The organism is Deltaproteobacteria bacterium (assembly GCA_016709225.1).
In the GTDB taxonomy this organism is placed as follows: Bacteria; Myxococcota_A; Polyangia; order Nannocystales; family Nannocystaceae; genus Xiheibacterium; species Xiheibacterium phototrophicum.
Genome location: JADJEE010000001.1, coordinates 190,508 through 210,969 on the forward strand (window position 1 = coordinate 190,508; position 20,462 = coordinate 210,969).

Here is a 20,462-nt window from a genome sequence, read left to right on the forward strand (position 1 = left end):
CCTCGAAGCTGCGCGTGTCGGGCAGCGACGCGTGCGACTGCGCTGCCCTGCTAGCGCTTGCGGTTCTTCTTGCGCGCGTCCTTCTGCTTCTTGCGATCGGCCTTGGCGCGATCGCGATCGGCGGGGCGCGCCGGCGCCGGCGCGCGTGGCAGGCCGGGCATGCCGGGCATGGCCGGCAGGCCGGGCATGCCGCCGCCCATCAGGCCCTGCAGCATCTCGGGGTTCTTGGCGAGCTTGCGCATCGCGCCGAGCTGGCGGAGCTGCTTGACGCCCGGGAGGTTGCCGAGCATGCCGCCGCCGCCCATGAGGCCGCCGAGCATCCCGAAGACCTCGCGCATGGCGAGGAAGCGGCCGACCAGGCCGCGCACGTCGTCCTCGCTGCGGCCGCTGCCGCGCGCGACCCGAGCCACGCGGGTGCCGACGAACTGCTCGGCGCCCATCTCGGCGTACTTGCTGGGGTCCTTGGGCTTGGGGGCACGGGGCTTGCGGGTCCAGCGGGCAACGCCGGTGGGGCTGTCGTCGTCGTCGAGCAGGAACACGTCGGGCTTGGCCCGCTCGGCGCGGGTCATCGACTGGATCATCGCCTCGATCTTGGTGAGCTCGTCGTCGTTCATCGCTTGGTCGAGCGCCTCTTGGGGCACCTGACCGCCGAACAGCGAGCCGAGCGGCATCTTGTCCATCAGGTCCTTCATCGATCCCATCTTCTGGATCGAGCGGATCTGGTTGAGGAAGTCGTCCATCGTGAAGCCGCCGCCGAGCATCTTCTCGGCGTCACGGGCGGCGGTCTCTTCGTCGACGACCTGCTGGAAGTCCTGCATGAGGCCGACCAGGTCGCCCATGCCGAGGATGCGACCGGCGAGGCCCTCGGGCCGGAAATCCTCGAGGCGGTCGAGGGTCTCGCCCATGCCGAGGAACTTGACCGGCTTGCCGGTCACCGCGCGGATCGACAGCGCCGCGCCGCCGCGTGCGTCGCCGTCGAGCTTGGTGAGCACCACGCCGGAGATGTCGAGCCGCTCGTCGAAGGTCTTGGCGGTGTTGACCGCGTCCTGACCGATCATCGCGTCGATGACGAGCAGGATGTTGGCGGGGTTGACCTTGGCCTTGATGCGGTCGAGCTCGACCATCAACGCCTCGTCGATCGCGAGGCGACCGGCGGTGTCGAAGATGACGTAGTCGAACGCACCGACCGCGGCCTCGTGGTTGGCGGCGGCGGCGATCTCGACCGGGTCGCCGGACTCGCGCGCGAACACCGGCACCTCGAGCTGCTCGCCGAGCACCTGCAGCTGCCGCACCGCGGCAGGGCGGTACACGTCGCAGGCGACCAACATCACCTTCTTGCCGTCCTTGGTCAGCTTGCGCGCGAGCTTGCCGGTCGAGGTGGTCTTACCGCTGCCCTGCAGGCCGACCATCATGATGCCGGTGGGACCGCGGCTGGCCGTGGCCAGCTCGCTGTCGACGGGGCCCATCAGTGCGACCAGCTCTTCGTGGCAGATGCGCACGAAGTGGTCCTCGCTCTTGACCCGCAGCTTGCGCTCGCCCTGCTTGGCGACCAGCTGCACCTCGGTGCCGATGGCCTTCTCCTTCACCGCGGCGAGGAACTGCTTGACGACGCGGAACTCCACGTCGGCCTCGAGCAGGCTCATGCGCACGTCCTTCAGCGCGGCCTCGATGACCTCCTCGGTGAGCTCACCCTTGCCGGTGAGTCGCTCGCGTGCGGCGCGGAACCCCTTGGAGATGGTCTCGAACATGGGCCTGCTTCATAGCAGATTCGATCGGCCCCTGGTCCCGCCCGCGCACAGCCCCGGACGGGGCGCACGCGGTTGCCGTCAGGGGCAGTCGCCGGCTCGGCTGCCGTCCTGGCGCACGCACCACCGCGCCAACGACTCGCGTGCACCGCCGCCGTCCTCGAGCAGGGCTTCGATCGCGCACTGCTGTGGCGCAGGCCCGCCGTCACGGTCGGTGCTCGCGCGTGCGACCTCGGCGACCGACTCGCCCGCCTGCAGGCCCGCCATCGGCAGCCACATCATGAGCGGCAGCGCCCGCGGCACGCCATCGGCCGTGCAGCTCGCGAGCACGCGAACGCTGGCGCGCTCGGGCCCGTCGACGCCTGCGGTCGCGAGCGCGCGCACCTCGAGCGCGAGGCCGCCGTCGTCGCGCGGCACCAGCTCGCCCTCGAGCTCCACGGTCGGCGCGGGCCCGCTGGCGGGCGCGCGGGGGAGCTCTTGCGCCGTACATGGGCCGTCGCGCAGCACGTCGTCGGCGAAGCACACCGTCGCGATCGGCGTCACGACGGGCGCGGGATTCCGTACCGGCCCGGCGTGGAGCGGCGGCGAGATCGTGAAGGCGAAGCGGACCTCGCAGGTGTCCGGGATCTCGCGAATGAAGGCACCCGGCATGAGCACCTCGCTGCCCTCGACGCGCGCGCCGACGCTGGCGCGCGCGAGTCGACCGCTGGCGTCGAAGGCCATCTGGCTGGCGATCGCGTGGCCGTCGACGGCGCACACCAGCCGCGCCAGGACCCCGGCGTGCTCGGGCACGACTCCGGTCACGACCGCTTCGAACGCGACGCCGCGGGCGTTGGGTTGCTGCCCGCTGTGCAACGCCACCGGGCGCGTGCCCAGGCCGGCGACCAGGCTCTCACGCACGCGCACCCGCTCGAGCCGCACGGGCACGTCGACCGCGAGCATCGTCGGGTCGACCGCGTTGCTGGACTCGAAGCCGCAGCCGAGCACGGCGAGCAGGCCAGGGATCAAGGGTGAGCGCGACGTCGATGGCATCGTGCGGGTTGGTTCCCCGCAGCGACCAGCGGTTTAACCCGAGCTCGAGACCTCGGCGTGGGCGAGCTCCGCCAGCGCGAGGCTCGCGGTCAGGCCCGGCGACTCGATGCCGAGCAGCGCGACCAGCCCGGGCACGCCGTGCGCGGCCGCGCCCGCGACCACGAAGTCCGCCGCCGGCTCGCCTTCGCCCACCAGCTTCGCGCGCAGGCCGGCGTAGGCGGGCCTGAGCATCTCCATGCGCAGTGCCGGCAGCCAACGGCCGACGTCGCGTGCGAACCCGTGGGCCCGCGCCGGGTCGACCGCGTAAGGCGGCGGGCTGCCGTCGTCGCCGGGCTCGCAGGGATCGATCCACTCGACGTCGGGACCGAGGCGCATCCCGCCCTCGAGATCGATGGTCACGTGGATGCCGAGGCCGCCCGCGACCGGCAGCGGGTACACCAGGTGGCGCAGCCGCGGGCCGCCGTGGACCGCGAAGTAGTTGCCCTTGGCGATCCGCAGCGGGCGTGCCGGCAGTCGCGCGACGCCGTCGATGCGCGCCAACACGCCGCGGCCCGCGAGCCCGGCGGCGACGCACAGGATCCGCGTGCGAAGGGACTCGCCGCCGGCGTACACCTGCAGCCCGCCGCCCGGCAGCGCCGCGGCGTGCTCGAAGCGACAGCCCAGCGCGATCGCACCGCCGTGGTCGCGCAGCTCGCCGGCGAGCGCCCGCAGCAGGCCATGGCTGTCGACGATCGCCGAGCCCGGCGACCACAGCCCCGCGTGCGCGCGCAGCTCGGGCTCGAGCGCAGTGATCGCCGCGGCGTCGCGGGGCTCGAGCACGACACCGTTGTCGGCCGCGCGCCGGCGCAGTTGCTCGAGTGCTTCGAGCTGCTCCGCCGCGGTCGCGACCAGCAGCTTGCCGCATCGCGCGACGCGGATGCCGTGGGATTCGCAGTACTCGAGCAGCGCGACGCGGCCCTCGACGCACGTGCGCGCCTTGAGGCTGCCGGGCTCGTAGTAGATGCCCGCGTGTACGACCTCGCTGTTGCGCGACGAGGCGTGCTGCGCGAGCGCGGTCTCGGACTCGATGACGACGACCTCGTGCCCGGCGCGCGCGAGCGCCCGGGCACATGCGAGCCCGACGACCCCCGCTCCGATCACGATCGCGTCGCAGTCCACGGCGAATCAACCGGGGCCGTCGGCGCGCGTGGCCCCCGGCGGCGAGTCTACGCGGCGGCGCGGCGGCTTTGGGGTCGGCGTCGGCGGCCGGCGCCCAAGGCGGCCTGCAGGCGGACGCGCACCCGACCGAAGCGTCGGCGCCGCAGCGTCGGCCGGCCCAACCGGGGCGCCCGCGTCAAGCGGCCCCCAGGCCGGTCGAAACCGTCTTCGCAGGGATCCGTCGGTGGTATCGCAGCGATCGTCGAGCCGAGCATCCGCGCTGCTGCGTGCACTTCGTCGCGCGCTGTGGCTCGCGGCGGTGGTGGTGGTCGCGTGGGCGAGCCGCTCGAGCGCGCGGCTGCAGCCGTACTACGTGGTGCAGGGCCTCGGCGCGCACGAGATCCGCCCGCGGGTGCTGTTCGTGCTCGACACCTCGGGCTCGATGTCGTGGCGTGCCCAGGCCGCGGAGGAGCAGTGCTCGTGGCGCTCGTGCGAGCTCGGCGAGGGCAGTCAGTCGAGCCGCATCGCGGTCGCGCGCAAGGCCATCCGCGATGTGGTGACCGCCGCCGGCGACAGCGCCCGCTTCGCGCTGATGACCTTCGATCAGCGACACCCGCCGACCTCCGTGCCGCGCAAGTGCAGCGACGGGCATCGCTTCCAGTGGACCACGTTCCACGGCTACTTCGTGTGGGACAACGTCGACAAGTACAGCGGCTACTACGGTACCTGGCGCCTGTGCGACGACGTCAACCGGCCGTACCCCTACCTGCGCTGGGACAACCTCGGGGTCGGCGCGGTCATCAGCGCCAACAACCAGGCCGGCGCCATTCCAGCCTCGCCACTCATCTCGACCGCAGCGACGAGCATGAAGGCGAGCAGCAACGCCGATCGCAAGGTGCAGTGGTTCCCTCGCTTCATGGGCGTGCGCGCCAACCTCAACGCGACCACGGATCCCGATCGCTCGATCACCCACGCCACCGTCGGTGACTACGGCACGACCACCACCGACACCGATGCGAACGTGTGGGGCAAGGACTTCTACTACTGGCCGTACGTCGACGGCTTCCCCGGCTACTCCGCCAGCGTCGGTTACCCCTACGACGGCAACCGTGTGCCGTACATGGGCGTGACCGCGGGCTCGACCACCGCGCAGGCGGCCCTGTACGCGCCGTTCTACCTCGACCTGCCGGCCAGCACCGCCGACGCCGTGCGCGGCCCGACCAGCGTGACGGCGGCCCACGCCGCGGTCGCGGCCGCGGTCGCGCCGATGATCGAGGGCGGTGTGGATGCCGACGCCGGCACGCCGTGGGCGAGCGCGATCGGGGCCAAGCTGGCGAGCCCGCCGGAATCGAACGCGATCTACGCCCACTCGAGCGTGACCTCGTACCTGCAGTACGTCGCCAACTCCGAGGCCGCCGACGCGTGCGCTCCGACGGTCGCGGTGCTCGTCACCGACGGCCAGCCGTCGCCCGAGAGCGAGGGTGGCGCGCTGCTGCACGAACGCCTCGCGGTGCTGCGCAACGAGCTCGGCGTGCGCACCTACGTGGTCGGCTTCTTCCTCGACGAGCCCGAGCTGCACGCGATGGCGTGCGCCGCTGCGGGCGCGTGCTCCGGGAGCTGCAGCTCGCCGTGCAGCGACACGCCCGCCAACGACTGGGACACCTGCGCCGACCCCAGCGATCCGAGCCATGGATGTGCCTACCTCGCCAGCTCGTCCGCCGAGCTGGCGGGAGTGCTCACCGAGATCGTGCAGGCCGCGTTGTCGGTCGAGGTCGACAGCGGTCCCGGCGCGCGCATTGCCGACTTCGGTGTCGGCGAGCACGGCACACCGGGTCAGGGTCGCATCGTGCAGACGACCCTGCGGGCCCACACCGACGTGCCCTCGTGGCGCGGCCACCTCGAGCGTTCGGTGTGCACCGACGAGGATCCCGCGGTGCCCGGCGACCCTGCGCCGTGGTGCGTCGATCAACCTTTCGAGGCCGACGAGGTCGAGGAGACCTTCGGGCCCTGCGCGCAGTCGCGGTCGTGGGATGCCGCAGCGTGCCTGGCCCAGACCGAGTGGAAGGCGCGCCGGCTGTACACGCACACCGCCGCCAACGAGGTGGTGCCGTTCGCCGATGACGATGGTCGCGCCAGCGCTGCGCTGCGCACCGAGCTGGCCGACACCGGTGCGATGTCGGCGGCGGACGTGGCCGCCCATGCCGACGACTTCGCGGCGTTCGTGCTCGGTCGCGACTTCCCCGACGGCGCCAAGCTGCCAGGCGTGGCCAACTCGGCGCCGGTCGTGGTGCGCCGCATCCCCAAGCGGCGGCCCGAGTACTCGCCGCAGGTGGCGATCCGCGACCCGCACTGCGGCGGACGCCGGCTGTCGGAGGTCGACGCCGCGGGCCTGCCCGAGTCGCTCGAGAGCTTCGCCGCCGCGGCGTGGTCGAACGCCGGCATGCTCGCCTCGCCGTCACCGCACCATGCCTACCAGGAGGCGGTGCTCGTCGGCGACGACCTCGGGGTCCTGCACGCGTTCCAGCTCGACAGCGGCAACGAGCTGTTCGGCTTCGTGCCGCGCTTCTCCTTGCCTGCCGCGGTCGCGCAGTGGCGCAACGGTGCGGCTTCGATGGGCCAGAGCTCGAACGTCGCCTCGCACATCTACGGCATCGCGTCGACCGTCAACGAAGGCTGGGTCTACGACGAGGCCGCCACGCGATGGCGACACCTCGCGGTGTTCGGGCTCGGGGCCGGCGGCACCGAGCTCATCGCGCTCGACGTCTCGCACATGAGCCCGTCGGCCGACGATGGTCCGATCGAGGTGTTGTGGACGAGTGACGACGCTGCCCTGCGTGCGGCCTACGACGCCGTGCTCGGTGAGACCTGGTCGCGGCCGGCGCTCGCCTACGACGTGCCCGGCAACGTCCTCGGCGCCGAGCCCCAGGCGCGGCTGGTGTTCGGCAGCGGCTACCGGCGCGCGGGCGCGGCCGCGAACGCCGGGCGCACGCTGGTCTACGCCGACGCGGTCACCGGTGCCATCCTCGAGCAGGCGGTGATCGACGCCGCGACCGACGGCTTCGACTCGAGCTACGCGGCGGTCGGCGATGTCGCGATCGCCAGCCACTGCATCTCGCGCTACTGGGGCGAGATCCAGGAGGTCTACGCGGCCGATCCCGCGGGCCGATTGTTCCGCTGGGACCTCGGCGGGGGCCATGCCGCCGACAGCGGTGGCGCGTGGGGTGGCAGCGCGCGCGAGGCCGTGCGCCTGCACGCCTGCGAGGGCGACGGCAGCACCTGCACGGTGGGCACCAGCCATGGCGATCCGTTTCTCTTCGGTCCCGCCGTCACCGCGGGCGGACGCATCGATCCACCGGGTGGTGCCGCGAGCGGTGAGCCGCCGCTGGGCGTCGATCAGTTCCTCGTCGCGCTCGCCAGCGGCTCGCCGAGCGACGACTCGACCCCCGCTGCGACCAGCCGATTCCACAGCAGCTTGTACCTGCTGGTGGACGATCACAGCCACGCCGCCAGCGATGGCTTCGACGTGCCCAGCGGCGGCCCCAAGGTCGACCCGTCGGCACCCGCGACGTATCCCCACTACCTACGGCTGGCGGTGACGGACATCGAGCGCACCCGCGAGTTCACGCCGTTCGACGGCGCACCGACCTACGAGGACGTCGGGCACTTCGGTCGCGGCACGCGGCCGATTCGCGCGCCCCGCATCGAGGTCTCGGGCGCGGTCGACACCGCCGCGGTCGCCGACGACGGGCAGCCGCGCGTGATCGAAGGTGTCGAGGTCTATCGCGTGACGTACACGCTCTACGAGCCGCCGAGCAACGCCTGCGACGCGCGCTTCTACGACCGCGACAACGGCCTGTGGCACGTCGACGAGGGCGCGACCTTCGAGATCACGCTGCGCACCACCGCCATCGCCGGCGCCGGCTTCGATTTCACGCAGGGCGCAGCCGACGGGCCCGCCACGTTCGATGCCTCGTTCGAGCCCGGGCTCGTGCTCGAGTCGGTGACCCAGGTTCGCTCGGGCACGTGCGCCGACGGCAGCTGCGGCCCGCGCATCGACCCGCCTCGCGCCCCGCCGTGCGACAACAACACCGCGCAGCCGGGGCTGCCGGTCGCGCGCGGGTTCGCGGTGCCGGTGCAGGCGGCCGAGCTGGTCGGCTTCACGCCCATCGAGTGAGCGGGCCCGCGATCGCCGGCGGGGCCACGGGCGCCCGTGCACGACGGGGCGGGATCGGGTCTGCGACGCGTCTGGGGGCGGGTCTGGGGTGGTCGTCGATCCGGCGCCGGCCTGCCCCCCGTACCGCCGATGCATGCAGATGTCGGCCTCCCCCGTCGAGACGCGCGCACGTCGGACCCTCGGACGCGACGGCACCCTGCGGTGCCGCACGTGCGGCAGCTGCTGCGCGGCCGTGCCGGCCGGCGCGCGCTACTGTGGTGACTGCGGCGTCGCGACCGAGGCCACCGCGTTGTACGGCCGCGACGGCGTGGTCGAGCACGCGTGGCTCGAGATGTTGGCGGCGCTGGCCGGGCAGCCGCGCGCGACCACGGGCACCGCGCCCGGACGCGTGCAGTCCGACGCGGAGATCATGTGGCAGCTGATGAACGGCGACGACGACACCGCAGTGTGGTCGGCGTCGCGGGCCGACGCCGACGCGGCGACGCGCGTCGACGGCGTGACCTGGCCGCGCTACGCCGCGGCATCGGCCGAGCCTGCGCCGGTGGACACCGTGCCGCAGTGGGATCGCACGTGTGGGTACGGCGAAGCGCTGGCCTGCGGTGCGCTCGGCGAGGACGCCCTGCCGCGCGCGCGCGAGGTCGAGGTCGAGGTCGAGGTCGATGGGGCGTCGCACGGCACCGTCGACATCACGATGCCGCTCGCGGCTCCGCGCGCGGCGTTGGTCCTGCGCCTGGCGCCGACCGGCTTTCCCGGCCAGGGCGTGCCGGTCGACGCGCAGCTGGTGCCCCGCGGCGGCACGCTGGATCTGGGCCGCGCCTGCGACGGCCCATGGCACGGCGATCCTTACCTCGACGAGTGGCACGCACGGCTGACCTCGGACCCCGAGGGGCTGCGCGTGATCGATCCCGGCTCGCAGGGCGGCCTGTGGCTGCGGCTCGACACCCCGTGGTGGTTGCGCGACGGCGACCAGTTCCGCATCGGTGAGCAGTTCCTGTGCTTCGACGAACCGCCGCTGGCGGGCACTGCGGGTGTGCGCGGTCGCGTGCAGCTGCTCGACGCGCAGGCGCGCTTCGGCGTTGCCGTGCCGCTGTCGCGGGCGTGCGTGTTGGGCCGCGGGGGCACCGACATCGTGCTGCTGCACGACCCGTTCGTGTCGGCCGAGCACTGTCGCCTGCAGCCCGAGGGCGACGGTGTGCGCTTGGAGGACCTCGGCAGCAGCAACGGCACCTGGCTGCGCATGCGCAGCGGCGATCTGCTGCCATTCGGTGCCGTGGTCGCGATCGGCCGCCACCTCTACCGCGTGGTGCCGGCCGAGCCCTGACCGCGGCCGCGAGCGCGCACGTGCCGGTCGGACGTTGCGGGCGCCCGGAGGCGGGCTCCGCGGTGCTATCGTGACGGCGAGATGCGGTGGGTCGCGTGGACGTGGGTGGCGTTTCTCGGCGTGGGCGCGAGCGGCTGCTTCACCGGCGAGGACGCGCTCGGGCTGGCGTGCGACGGCCCGCACCAGTGCGGCATCGGGCAGCAGTGCCTCACGGGTTTCTGCGGCGGGCCGACGGCGACGACCGAAGGCAGCGCCAGCGTCACCACCAGCAACGCGAGCACCGGCTCGAGCGGGGGTGGGTCGTCGAGCACGGGGGTCGACGACGGCTCCGGCAGTGGGTCATCGAGCACGACTGCGGCCGACGGCTGCGCGCCCGTCACCGTGCCGCAGTGTCAAGGCGGTCCGGTCGCGTCACCGATGATCGATAGCTACGTGTTCTCCCACGCCGAGCTCGGCAACGCCTCGAGCGCGGTGGTGTGGGACTGGAGCGGAGACGGCGTCGACGACCTGGCGGTGCTGGACTTCGTCGGCTGGGACGTGACGCTGCTGCGCGCCGACGCCGGTCGACAGTGGGCACGCCTGGCCAACGTCGATCGCACGATGACTGGGGTCGACAACCCCTACGACATGGCGATCGCCGATCTCGACGGCGATGGCGACCCGCAGCTGGTGCTGGTCTCGATCGATGCCGGGCAGATGGGCGTGGTGGAGTGGTCCGATGGTGCCTTCGGCGCGCCGCTCACCACCGGCATCGCGACCACCGGCCTGTTCAGCATGGCGCTCGCCGACGTCCACGGCGACGCCTGTCCCGAGTTGCTCGCGGCCGGCAACGGCGTGGTCGTGGTGGTGCCCAACATCGACGGCAGCCTGTTCGGCAATCCCACGGCGAGCTTCATGGGCGACCTGACGGAGCCGTGGGAGGTGTTCGTGTGGGGGCAGGGCAGCGACGCACGCGTGCTGGTGCCGTCGACCCACGACGACTCGTTCGATGGCCTGGGCATGCACCCGGTCCACGTGTTGCGGGTGCCGCAGGACGAGCCCATCACGCTGACGCCAGCCTCGCCGTCGGTACTCGCGACCAACTTCCGCAACCCCTGGGCGGTCGCCGGCGGCGACTTCGACGGCGATGGCGTGGAGGAGTTGGCGGTCGTCGAGCGCAATCTGACCGAGGCCAACGAGGGGACCGACGTCCCCGGGCGACTGCGGTTCTTCCGGGTCGTGGCCACCGACGTCGAGGAGCTGGTGCCCGGCGGGATTGCGGTCGGGGTCGGCCCGCGTGAGCTGCTCGCGACCGATCTCGATTGCGACGGTCGCAGCGACCTGGTGGTCGGCACCACCGGTGCGCCCATGCAAGGCGGCGCGCCGCAGGTGTTGTTCGGCGCCGCCACCCTCGACGCGATGACACCGATCGATGTCGCGGTGCCCGACGTCTCGGTCGGGAACCGCATGGCCGTCGGCGACTTCGACGACGACGGTCGCCCCGAGGTGGTGATCCCCGACTATGGCCGCTCCGATGCACTGCCGAGCAATCGCATCGTCGTGGTCGAAGCGGTCGCCGGCTGACCGCGCTGGCGTTGCGCGGCGCCTCAGTACCAGCGTCGCGCGTGACCGACATGGCGGTGGGCGGCAGCGGCCGCCATCGCCTCGGCGTGATCGTCGTCGCGGAGCGCTCGCTGCATGAGCGCGCGCAGCAGCAGTCCACCGCCGGCGACGATCACCGCCGGCACGCTGTACGCGACCACCGGAACCCCCGCGATACCGAGCCCGAGCCAGTCGTTGCCGGCCGCGATCGCCACCGGGGCCGAGAACAGCCACGCGTCGTAGAGGCCGTGCAGCAGCACCGCCAGCAGGTAGCCGCCGACCAGGCCAGGCCCGCGTCCGTCGAAGCGGCGCACCGCGGCGAAGTAGCCCATGAGGCCGCCCCAGATCGCGTGGGCCGGCACCGCCAGCACCGCGCGCCCGATGAACAGCGAGAGGTAGGTACCGCTCGATCCGGTCTGCAGCAGGAGATAGGCGACGTTCTCGACCAGCGCGAAGCCGAGGCCCGCGCGCGCGCCGTAGACGATGCCGTCCATGCGCTCGTCGAACTCCGGCCGCCGCCACGCGAACAACAACATGCTCGCCATCTTCGCGCCCTCCTCGGGCAGCGCCGCGATCACGAACGCCATGTAGAAGGCCGCGGCGTAGCTGCCCGGCGCGCCGCCCTGCAGCACCAGCTCGACCGGCGACAGGTACATCAACAGCTGGCCCAGCGCGATCACGGGGATCGCCGAGAGTGCGCCGGCGAGCGCGACCCGACGCAAGGTCCCCCGCGGCTCGGGCCGCTTGGCATCGAAGCGGTCGAACAGCCACATCGCTGCCAACGCGGGCAGGGCTCCGACGAGCGCGAGCTGGTAGTTGAGCAGCGGCAAGCGGGGGCTGGGGCGCGTCGCGGGCGGGTCCGTGGCCGGCAGGGGCGCGGCCGCAAGCATACGCGAGGGGCGCGGCGAAGGCTCGCGGGAGCGCGCGACGTCACAGCCGGTGTGGCGTCGCCGCGTCGCGTAGCGCCGCCAGTGCCCGCACGTGCGCGGGCGTGGTCTCGCAGCAGCCGCCGACCACCCGTGCGCCGGTGCGCAGCCAGACCTCGGCATCACGTGCGAACGCGGACGGGGTCGCGGGCGCGCCCACGAAGCAGCGGTGGGCGGCGTCGTAGGGCTGTCCGGCATTGGGATAGACCACCAGCGGTCGCGGATCGACGGCGGCGAGCTGCGCGAGGGCGGCGGTCGCCACCGCGGGTGCGGTGCAGTTGATGCCCAGCGCGGCGATGGCGTGGCAGTCCGCGGTCGCGCGCGCGCAGGCCCGCAGCGTGTCGCCGCTGCCGCTGTGCGCCCCGTCGCGACACACCAGCGACAGCCACGCCGGCGGTCCGCGGTGATCCGCGAGTGCGCGCGCGATCGCGGCGCACTCGCGGGCGCTGGCGATGGTCTCGAACGCGATCGCGTCGGCGTCGACGAAGCCCGGCAGGCGTTCGCGGTGGAACGCCACCAGCGCAGCATCGTCGACGTCGTCGAAGTGCCCGGTGTACTCCGAGCCGTCGGCCCGGGCTGCCCCGTAGCTGCCGGCCGAGGCCACCACGACGCGCGGCCGCGTACCGCCGACCGCCACACAGCACCGACGTGCAATACCGACGGCGTCGCGCAGCAGCTCGAGCGCGCGGGCCTGCGAGAGTCCGCGCGCCGCGAGTCCCGGTAGTGAGGCTTGATAGCTGGCGGTGGTGATCACGTCGGCGCCGGCCTCGAGGTAGTCGTGATGGACCGCGGCCACGGCCGCGGGATCCTCGAGCAGGACCTTGGCGCTCCACAGCGGATCGGCGAGGTCGTGGCCGCGTACGGCGAGCTCGCTGGCGAGCCCGCCATCGAGCACCGCGAACGGCTCCAGGGTCCACGGCGCGGTCACGACAGCCCCAGCTGACGCGCGAGCTCGGGGTTGTCGGGGCCCGCGCGCCAGATCCAACGATCGAGCAGGTAGTGGGTCGCCTGCGGCACCGTCAGCAGCGCGACCACGGCGGCGGTCACCACAGGATGCGTGAGCGCCCACTCGCCACCGGCGCCGAACAGCGACGCATGGTCGTGCCAGATCCAGCGATCCCACAGCGACTCCTCGACCAGCGCGACGACCAGCAAGGACCCCAGGTAGGCCGCGCCGAGCAGCGCCGGCGTGCGCCGCCGCAGTCGCGCCCCGAAGATGCGAGCGCTCTGCTCGCGTCCGCCTGCGAACCACGTCAGCGCGATGTACGGCACGCCGTGCATCACGACGTTGGTGAGGGTGAAGATGCGATCGTCGTCGAACGCGACGATCCCGAGGTGCCAGTTGAGCGCCGGCAGCACCGTGAGCCACACCAGCATGGGGTTGCGGTGGCCGGCGCTGCGCAGGGCCACGCGCCGCACCACGAACACCAGCCACACCGGCAGCTGCAGCCATAGCGCTGCGGTTCCGATCACCGCAGGCACGCCCGCGAAGAGATCACCCTCGACGAACCACGCGAACGTGCGCGGCAGGTGGCCGTGCCACCACAAGACCGGCCCCGCGGTGCCGCACCACAGTGCGAGCTTCACGAGCCGCCGGTCGAAGCTCGACTCGCCGCCCTTGCGCACGTACAGCATCGCGAAGCCGACGTGCTGCATGATGAAGTGGAAGATCGCCAGGTAGGCCAGCGCGGTCCAGAACCAAGCCGGGCTCTCGAGGTGCAGCAGGAAGCCGCACCACAGCGACGCCGCCGGCAGCAGCCACAGGCGCCGCGCGTGGTGGCGTCGCGCGACCGGATCGAGGTACGTGCGAAACGACGTCGACCACACGTGGGCGACGTCGATCGCCAGCACCAACACCAGCCACTGCAGGGTCGACAGCGCCGCGGGGCCATCGCTGGTCAGGCCAATCACGAGCCCGAGCACGAGCGACGCGAGCCCCGGCGCGACGAAACAGAGGAAGTCGACGCGTGGACTCGCGATCGCAGCGGCAACGCGCGGGGCGGTCATGGGCGGCGCGCCAGTGTAGCGCGCCGCAGTCGTCGTCCCGAGCGCTCAGTTGATGCAGTACGTGGCGGAGCAGCTGGTCCACAACGTGCCCGACGAGCACGTCGACGAGGTCTCGTACCAGCCCGGGCCGCGGCCGAAGGCGTCGTGGGCGGCCTGGGCGCAGTTCCAGCAGCTGCTGCCGCCGACCCACGTGCTCACGGTCGAACAGACGCCGTACTGCGTGTTGGGCCCGGGCGCCATGCGGAAGCGATCGCCCTCGTCGTAGTCCGCGGCCCACGGCGGAGCGGCACCCAAGGCGGTGGCGACCTCGAGGCCGACCGCGAGCGCGTCGTCGCAGGCGCCTGCACCCTCGGCGTCGCCGCCCTGGGGCTGCCAGTCGTCGGTGCCCCCCGCAGCGATCACCAGCTCGCCACCGTCGCAGCGCATCGCCGCCTGGGCGTCGCTCCACGACACGCTGGCCTCGCGCTCGTCGAGCGTGACCTCGAGCTCGGTGATGCCACGGGCGTCGCTCACCGCGACGTGACCGACGGCGTCGCCACCGGGTCCGAGGAGCGCGAAGCCGTCGGCCTCGGCGACGACCGCATCGACGCCGAAGCGCGAGAGGTCGAGCGCCGCGAGGCTGCGCGCGTCGGGCTCGGTCGGCGCGTCGGTGTCGCACGCCAGACCCGCACACGCCGCAGCGACGGTGAAGGTGCAGTGGAGGAGGGCACGATCGAGTCGGAGGAACGTCATCACCCACGGGAGATGCCGCCGCGCCGTCGCGGTTCGCCGGCGCCCTAGCCGAGGATGCCTGCGACGTGCACACCGAGGTCGGCGGCGGCGTGCTCGGCTGCGCCGACACCGTTGGCGAAGGCCTGCTCGAACAGCGGCAGTCCGGCGCAGTCGGCCGCGCACGGGTACACGCGGCCGATCACCGCCGCGGCGGCGGCGGCGGCTGGTCCGAACAGTGCGCCGGGGATCGGCCGCACCATGCCATGGCCCCAGCGCACGAGGTCGATCGCGGTCACGTACGGGTGGAGTCCGGGATGCATGCCGTCGATGGCGGCCAGCACGTGCGCGCCGAGCTCGTCGGCGCTGGCGTCGAGCAACCACTGGCGCTCGCGCGCGAGCCCGGCGGGGTCGTCGGCGCAGCGCGGCTCGTAGAAGGTGATGACCGCCCCCGCACGCTTGCGATCGCCGAGCGACTCGAGGTGATTGGCGACGACGTAACCGAGGTGGGGCGCATCGATGGCGACGTTGTCCCACGACAGGGGCGCGCCGACGCCCTTGGGGCGCACCGTCAGCTCGAGGCTCGCGACCAGCCACGGCGCGTAGGTGCGGGCGCCCGCCGGCATCGGGTCGCGGCCCGCGGGCAGCACGTGCGGCAACACGAACCGCGGCGCCGCCCAGAGAATCGCGTCGGCCTCCCACGCGACCACGCGATCGTCGGCGAGCTCGACCGCGGTCACGCGGCCCTGGTCGGGCTCGATGCGCAGCACCGCGGTCTGGAGCCGCAGGCGCTCGCCCAGGTCGATGCGCGCTGCGAGGCGCTCGAGCAGGCCGGCGTTGCCCTGCGGCCAGCTCAACAGCAGTCGGTCGTGCTCCTGCTCGAGCCCGCGGGCGAGGAAGTGATGCAGGCCCGCGAACGCCGACACCTGATCGAGGGTGCAGCCGAAATCGTCGCGGCTGCCGTAGTCGCACAGCCAGCGCACCCGCCAGCCATCCAGCCCCTGGCGGTCGAGCCACGTCGCCATCGTGATGGCATCGAGCCCACGCTCGTCGTCGCTGCAGCGCGCCAGCGGCAGATCGAAGCGCCGTCGCCCGTCGCGGCCGGGTCGATCGAGCGCGCGCAGCAGCGCGCCGAAGCGCTCGAGCTCCGCGCGCTCGTCGTCGTTCTGCTCGGCCTCGGGGTAGAGCCCGGGGTGCCACAGCCCGCGCAGGCGGTGACGCTCGACCGGCGCACGCACGATCGCGGTGGGATCGTACTCGGGCCGGCCGGCGGCGTCGCGACCGACCACCAGATCGAGATCGGCGAGCAGGCCCTCGAGCGCGTCGAAGCCGGCGCGCGGCACCGGTAGGTAGTGGGCACCCATGGGATAGCGCGAGCGGGGCAAGCTGCCACCCCGCGCGGTGCCACCGAGGTCGTCCTCGAGCTCGAGCACGACCACGTCGTCGATGCCGAGCTGCCGCAGCCGCCACGCCGCCGACAGGCCCGCCACGCCAGCGCCGACGATCACGACCCTCGCACGTCGCTGCAGCTGGGCCGCGCCGAGCCGCTCGGCGTGGGCGCGCACCCGGTGCCCGCGCGTGGGGTCGGGCCCGACGAAGGCGAACCGTGGCGCATCCGCGCGCGAGCGCGGGCAGCCAGCGAGCGCGCCCGCGCCGGCGAGTGCACTCGACAGCAGCGTGCGTCGACGCAGCGTCATCCCCGTCGCCCGGGCGATTGCAGATCAGCCTCGTAGTAGTGCACCAGCAGCTGCTCGTTGAGCTGGTTGATGCCGACCTCGGCCGGGCGCTGATCGGCGGGGAACACGAACAGGCTCGGTAGCATCGCGTCGTCGAGGAAGCGCAGCCCGACCCCCGGATGCAGCCGCGTCGGCGCCACGAACGACGGTCGCGCCGACGCCAGCACGTAGCCCCAGTCGCCGAAGCTGGGCACGTGGGCGTGGAATGGCAGCGTGGTGAGCCCGCTGGCCGCGAGCGTGTTCACGATGCACCAATACGCCCGCGGTGCCAGGTACGGCGAGGTCGCCTGCACCACGAACGCACCGTCGGCGGTCAGCTGCGACGCGAGCAGGCGATAGAACGCGCGGGTGTAGAGCTTGCCGAGGCTGAAGTCGTTGGGGTCGGGCAGGTCGACGATCGCCAGGTCGAACGGTTCGGCGCCGCCGCGTCGACGCTCGCTCAGCCACTCCATCGCGTCGGCGTTCGCGATGCTGACGCGCGGGTCCGCGAACGCGCCCTCGTTGAGTGCGACCAGCACGGGGTGGCTGCCGAACAGCTCGGTCATCGCGGGGTCGAGGTCGACCAGCTGCACGCTCGCCACGCGGTCGTCGTGCAGCAGCTCGCGCACCGCGAGACCGTCGCCGCCGCCCAGCACCAGCACGCGCAGGCGCTCGCGTGCTGGCGCGACCGCCAGCAACGGGTGCACCAGCGCCTCGTGGTAGCGGTGTTCGTCGAGGCTCGAGAACTGCAGGTTGCCGTCGATGAACAGCCGCAGGTCGTCGTGCCAGCGGGTGAGCGTCAGGCGCTGGTAGGGCGTGCGCTGCGAGAACACCACGGGCGCGTCGTAGAGCTCGTCCTCGCCGAAGCGCTCGACCGCGGGTGCGGCCCAGAAGCCCGCGACCAGCACCGCCAGCGTCAACCAGGCCAGCGCCCGGCGACGCGACCACGCGCCGATCTCGTCGGCGAACGCGTGCAGGAACCACAGCGCGACCGCGGCGTTGACGATGCCGAGCAACATCGCCGTGCGCACCAGCCCCAGGTGGGGCAACAGCACCAGCGGGAACATCAGGCTCGCCGCCAGCGAGCCCACGTAGTCGAACGCGAGCACGCGCGCGACCACGTCCTTGAGCGCCGCGCCGCGCTCGAGGATCCGCAGGAGCAGCGGGATCTCGAGCCCGACCAGGGTGCCGACCAGCGTCAGCAGACCGAACAGCAGCGGGCGCACGCTCGCCAGCTGGGCGAAGCCGAGGAACAGCAGCGCCGCCGAGAACCCGCCCACCCACGCGATGCCGAGCTGGATGCCGACGAAGCGGCCGTGCAGGTCGCGCTCGATGCCCCGCGACAGGTACGAGCCCAGGCCCATCGCCGACAGGTACACGCCGATCACCAAGCTCCACTGCGTGACCGAGTCGCCCAGCAGGTACGACGCCATGGTCGCGCTGACCAGCTCGTAGACCAGCCCTGCGGTCGCGACCGCGAGCACCGACAGCAGCAGCAGTCGATCGCGCCGAGGACCTGCGGGCGTGCTCGCCACGCCGTCATCGGGCGCGGGCGCGTCCGCCGGTGCCGGCGGGCTCGGCTGTGCCGCGGGCTCGGTGCTCATTCGCCGATGACTCGCGCGCTCAGCCCTGGATCGCCGCGCTGATGATCATCGAGATGCCGATGATCACCGCGCCGATGATGATGCCGAGCGAGATGTTCTGGTCCTCCTCGATCTCCTTGCGGATCGAGAACGGCGCGACCTTGACGATCACGAAGAACGCAAGGCCGAAGAGGGCGAGGCCGATGGCCGAGAACACCAGCGCCGCGGCGAAGGTGTTCTCGGTCATGACCGCGAGCGGGAAGGTGGACAGTTGCATCACTTGCCTCCGTGGTAGCCGCCGCCGGACCAGACGAAGATCGGTCGGCCACGGATCGTGCCCGAACCCTTCTCGACAGGTCCGCGGTCGGGTTCGCTGGTGAGCAGGCGCCCCTGCGGGCCGTCGACGGCCAACAGGCCCAGGCTGCCCAGGGACAGGATCCAGTACAGGATGTGGCGCTTGCCGATCTTCATGGTGATCACAGGGGAGAACGCGGGTCAGGACTGGGGCGCGTAGTCGCTGTTGCGCCAACGCGCGCCTTCGAAGACGAACATCGCCACCGCGAACAGCAGCGGGATGCCGAGGATCACCGCGAGCGGCAGCAACAGGTAGCGCGCGAGCACGACGTCGCCGTGGATCTCGACGGTGTAGCGCAGGTTCGGGTCGGGCGACGCTGGCCCGGCGGCGTTGCCCGACTGCGGCGTGACCTGGACGATCCACGTGTCGCCCGGCACCGCACCGATGGCGACCGAGTTGGACGCGCTGCCCTCGTGCCACGACTCACCGCCGTCGACCCCGTGCCAGTCGTCGACTTCGACACCAACCGCGACCGCGTCCTCGGAGGCCTGCGGCACCAGCAGCACGTCGGCGTACGCCCATGCGTTGCTCAGCGGTGCCGCGCTCATCGAGACCTCGAGGGTGTACGCGCGTCCGGGCTCGCCGAGCGCGAACTCGCCGGTGATCGGCTCGCCGATCGCGGCGGTGCCCGAGAACAGCTTGGTGCGCTCGCGCGTGGCGCTGTAGCCGATCGCGGCCGCGAGCCAGACCAGGAACAGCACCGCGCACGACAGCCACAGCGCGCCGGCGCCCTGCCGCCAACGGTTGGGCTGCAGCATGCCGATCTGCCGCGCGCGCGCCGGTGTGCCCGCGAGCCCGAACGCGCGGTAGATCGCTGCGCCGTCGAGGTGCTCCATCTGCGTGAACTGCAGGTCGACGCCGTCCTGGTCGTTGCTGCGCTCGATCGACAGGCCCAGCGGCGGCGCCACGAAGTCGTCGGCGATGACCTGATCGCCGACCGCGATCTGCCACGGGAACTCGCCCTCGACGTAGGTCGTGCGCACGTTGGAGCGCTGGAAGTGGCGGTAGCGTTGGCGGCGGAACTCCGCGGTCGGCCGCGCGCCCGGCGTGACCGCCGGTGCGCCGTCGAGCGGGCGCCCCAGCGCCCAGTGCCCGTCGTAGATGAAGTGCAGCAGGTAGCGGTAGCCGACGTAGGGGTTGAAGAGCAGGAACTCCTGCCACGGGTAGACCTTGCCGTCGGCGGTGACCTCGCGCCACACGATGCCGATCACCTCGAAGGTCTCGCCATCGAAGCGACCGCGCAGGTGTAGCGGCAGCACCGAGGCCCGCTGCTGGCGACGCACGTGTCGCAGCACCGACAGCGCGCCGGACGACTCGGGCGTCAGCTCGGCGCCGCAGTACGAGCACGCGATCGTGGTGATCGCACCGAAGCCGGTGCGCTGGATCGGCCCGCCGCAGCTGGGGCACTTGACCGTCTCGGCCTTGGCCTCCTCGCGGAAGATCGGCGTGGGCCCGCCCGCCGTCATCGCGACGCCCCCGTGGCTGGCGCGGCCCCGGCCGCCGGTGCGGACGGCCGCGGCCAGCCCTGGAATGCCCGCAGCGGGTGCAGGCCGGTCGCCGCCAGCGTGGTCGAGACGCCGAGGTAGAGCGCGGGTCGATCGTGGCGGGGGTCGCTGCCCCAGTCGAGCGTGAGGAACTCGCCACCGGCCCCGCGCAGATCGGCGGAGTAGAAGGTGAGGCCCGGCTCGGCCACGAACGGCAGCTGACCTTCGCTGCCGAGGTAGCGTGCGGCGTGGCGGTCGCAGATGGTGAAGCTCGTGCGCGAGAAGCCGATCACGGCGCCGACCTGCAGCTGTTCGAAGCGCAGCGCGAGTGAGCCACCGCCGGCGCTGGGGCGCGTGATCGCGAGCTGGCCCAGCGCGTCCGACAGCCATCCGGTCTCGCCGTTGGCGAAGCCGAGGTACCACTCGTTCCAGGCTCCGCGCGCGTAGCCGACCTGTAGCCGCCCGAGCACCTCGAAGCCGCCGCCGGCAAAGCGCCCGCGGCTGCCGAGGAGGATCGGTGAGCCGTTGTCGACGATCGCCGACACGCGCCCGACCAGCCGCAGATCGACGCCGGTGCGGACGATGGTCGAGCCGCAGTACTCGCACACCAACGTGACGGCGGTGCCTCGAAACGGTGCAGGCGCACCGCACTCGGGGCAGAACACCGGCGACGACGACATGGCCCGCGCATCAT

16 protein-coding genes are annotated in these 20,462 nt (G+C 72.5%); 3 read left to right on the forward strand and 13 right to left on the reverse strand.

Annotated elements, in window-relative coordinates; all coding sequences use genetic code 11:
- Positions 1 to 50: 50 nt before the first annotated feature.
- From ffh to IPH07_00835, 3 genes are all read right to left on the reverse strand, one after another.
- Positions 51 to 1,748, reverse strand: coding sequence for a signal recognition particle protein (gene ffh, locus IPH07_00825; GenBank protein MBK6915919.1), 1,698 nt, complete (start codon positions 1,746 to 1,748; stop codon positions 51 to 53).
- A 78-nt stretch (positions 1,749 to 1,826) separates the two neighbouring features.
- Entirely contained in the window at positions 1,827 to 2,777 is a 951-nt protein-coding gene (locus IPH07_00830; GenBank protein ID MBK6915920.1) for a hypothetical protein, read from the reverse strand.
- A 33-nt stretch (positions 2,778 to 2,810) separates the two neighbouring features.
- Positions 2,811 to 3,935 (reverse strand): NAD(P)/FAD-dependent oxidoreductase, encoded by a 1,125-nt coding sequence (locus tag IPH07_00835; protein MBK6915921.1) that lies wholly within the window; start codon positions 3,933 to 3,935, stop codon positions 2,811 to 2,813.
- A gap of 223 nt (positions 3,936 to 4,158) precedes the next feature.
- Between IPH07_00835 and IPH07_00840 the strand changes: the two genes are divergently transcribed.
- From IPH07_00840 to IPH07_00850, 3 genes are all read left to right on the forward strand, one after another.
- Positions 4,159 to 8,088 carry a type IV pilin biogenesis protein gene (locus tag IPH07_00840; protein ID MBK6915922.1) on the forward strand — a complete coding sequence of 1,310 codons (3,930 nt, stop codon included), beginning with the start codon at positions 4,159 to 4,161 and terminating at the stop codon, positions 8,086 to 8,088.
- Between the two features lie 139 nt (positions 8,089 to 8,227).
- On the forward strand, positions 8,228 to 9,409 hold the full coding sequence (locus tag IPH07_00845) for an FHA domain-containing protein (protein ID MBK6915923.1): 1,182 nt from the start codon (positions 8,228 to 8,230) through the stop codon (positions 9,407 to 9,409).
- A gap of 81 nt (positions 9,410 to 9,490) precedes the next feature.
- Positions 9,491 to 10,972 (forward strand): VCBS repeat-containing protein, encoded by a 1,482-nt coding sequence (locus IPH07_00850; protein ID MBK6915924.1) that lies wholly within the window; start codon positions 9,491 to 9,493, stop codon positions 10,970 to 10,972.
- Between the two features lie 23 nt (positions 10,973 to 10,995).
- Here IPH07_00850 and IPH07_00855 read toward each other — a convergent pair whose 3' ends face one another.
- The 10 genes from IPH07_00855 to IPH07_00900 all read right to left on the reverse strand — a co-directional run bounded on the left by IPH07_00855 (position 10,996) and on the right by IPH07_00900 (position 20,448).
- Positions 10,996 to 11,820 (reverse strand): PrsW family intramembrane metalloprotease, encoded by an 825-nt coding sequence (locus IPH07_00855; GenBank protein MBK6915925.1) that lies wholly within the window; start codon positions 11,818 to 11,820, stop codon positions 10,996 to 10,998.
- Positions 11,821 to 11,920: 100 nt separating this feature from the next.
- Entirely contained in the window at positions 11,921 to 12,844 is a 924-nt protein-coding gene (gene mmuM, locus IPH07_00860; protein ID MBK6915926.1) for a homocysteine S-methyltransferase, read from the reverse strand.
- Complete coding sequence (locus IPH07_00865; protein MBK6915927.1) at positions 12,841 to 13,923, reverse strand: hypothetical protein; 1,083 nt, start codon at positions 13,921 to 13,923, stop codon at positions 12,841 to 12,843. Before IPH07_00865 ends, mmuM begins: the two co-directional genes overlap by 4 nt.
- A gap of 45 nt (positions 13,924 to 13,968) precedes the next feature.
- Positions 13,969 to 14,655 carry a hypothetical protein gene (locus IPH07_00870; protein ID MBK6915928.1) on the reverse strand — a complete coding sequence of 229 codons (687 nt, stop codon included), beginning with the start codon at positions 14,653 to 14,655 and terminating at the stop codon, positions 13,969 to 13,971.
- Positions 14,656 to 14,699: 44 nt separating this feature from the next.
- The gene (locus IPH07_00875) at positions 14,700 to 16,328 is read right to left on the reverse strand and encodes an FAD-dependent oxidoreductase (protein ID MBK6915929.1); all 1,629 of its coding nucleotides are present in this window, start codon (positions 16,326 to 16,328) and stop codon (positions 14,700 to 14,702) included.
- On the reverse strand, positions 16,325 to 17,950 hold the full coding sequence (locus tag IPH07_00880; protein MBK6915930.1) for a polyamine aminopropyltransferase: 1,626 nt from the start codon (positions 17,948 to 17,950) through the stop codon (positions 16,325 to 16,327). The genes IPH07_00875 and IPH07_00880 overlap by 4 nt, the downstream gene beginning before the upstream one ends.
- A 19-nt stretch (positions 17,951 to 17,969) precedes the next feature.
- A complete protein-coding gene (locus IPH07_00885; GenBank protein MBK6915931.1) occupies positions 17,970 to 18,176 on the reverse strand; it encodes a DUF350 domain-containing protein in 207 nt (68 codons plus the stop codon).
- A 29-nt stretch (positions 18,177 to 18,205) separates the two neighbouring features.
- Positions 18,206 to 18,400, reverse strand: coding sequence for a hypothetical protein (locus IPH07_00890; GenBank protein ID MBK6915932.1), 195 nt, complete (start codon positions 18,398 to 18,400; stop codon positions 18,206 to 18,208).
- A gap of 24 nt (positions 18,401 to 18,424) precedes the next feature.
- Positions 18,425 to 19,750, reverse strand: coding sequence for a DUF4178 domain-containing protein (locus IPH07_00895; protein ID MBK6915933.1), 1,326 nt, complete (start codon positions 19,748 to 19,750; stop codon positions 18,425 to 18,427).
- Entirely contained in the window at positions 19,747 to 20,448 is a 702-nt protein-coding gene (locus tag IPH07_00900) for a DUF4178 domain-containing protein (protein MBK6915934.1), read from the reverse strand. The genes IPH07_00895 and IPH07_00900 overlap by 4 nt, the downstream gene beginning before the upstream one ends.
- Positions 20,449 to 20,462 lie beyond the last annotated feature (14 nt).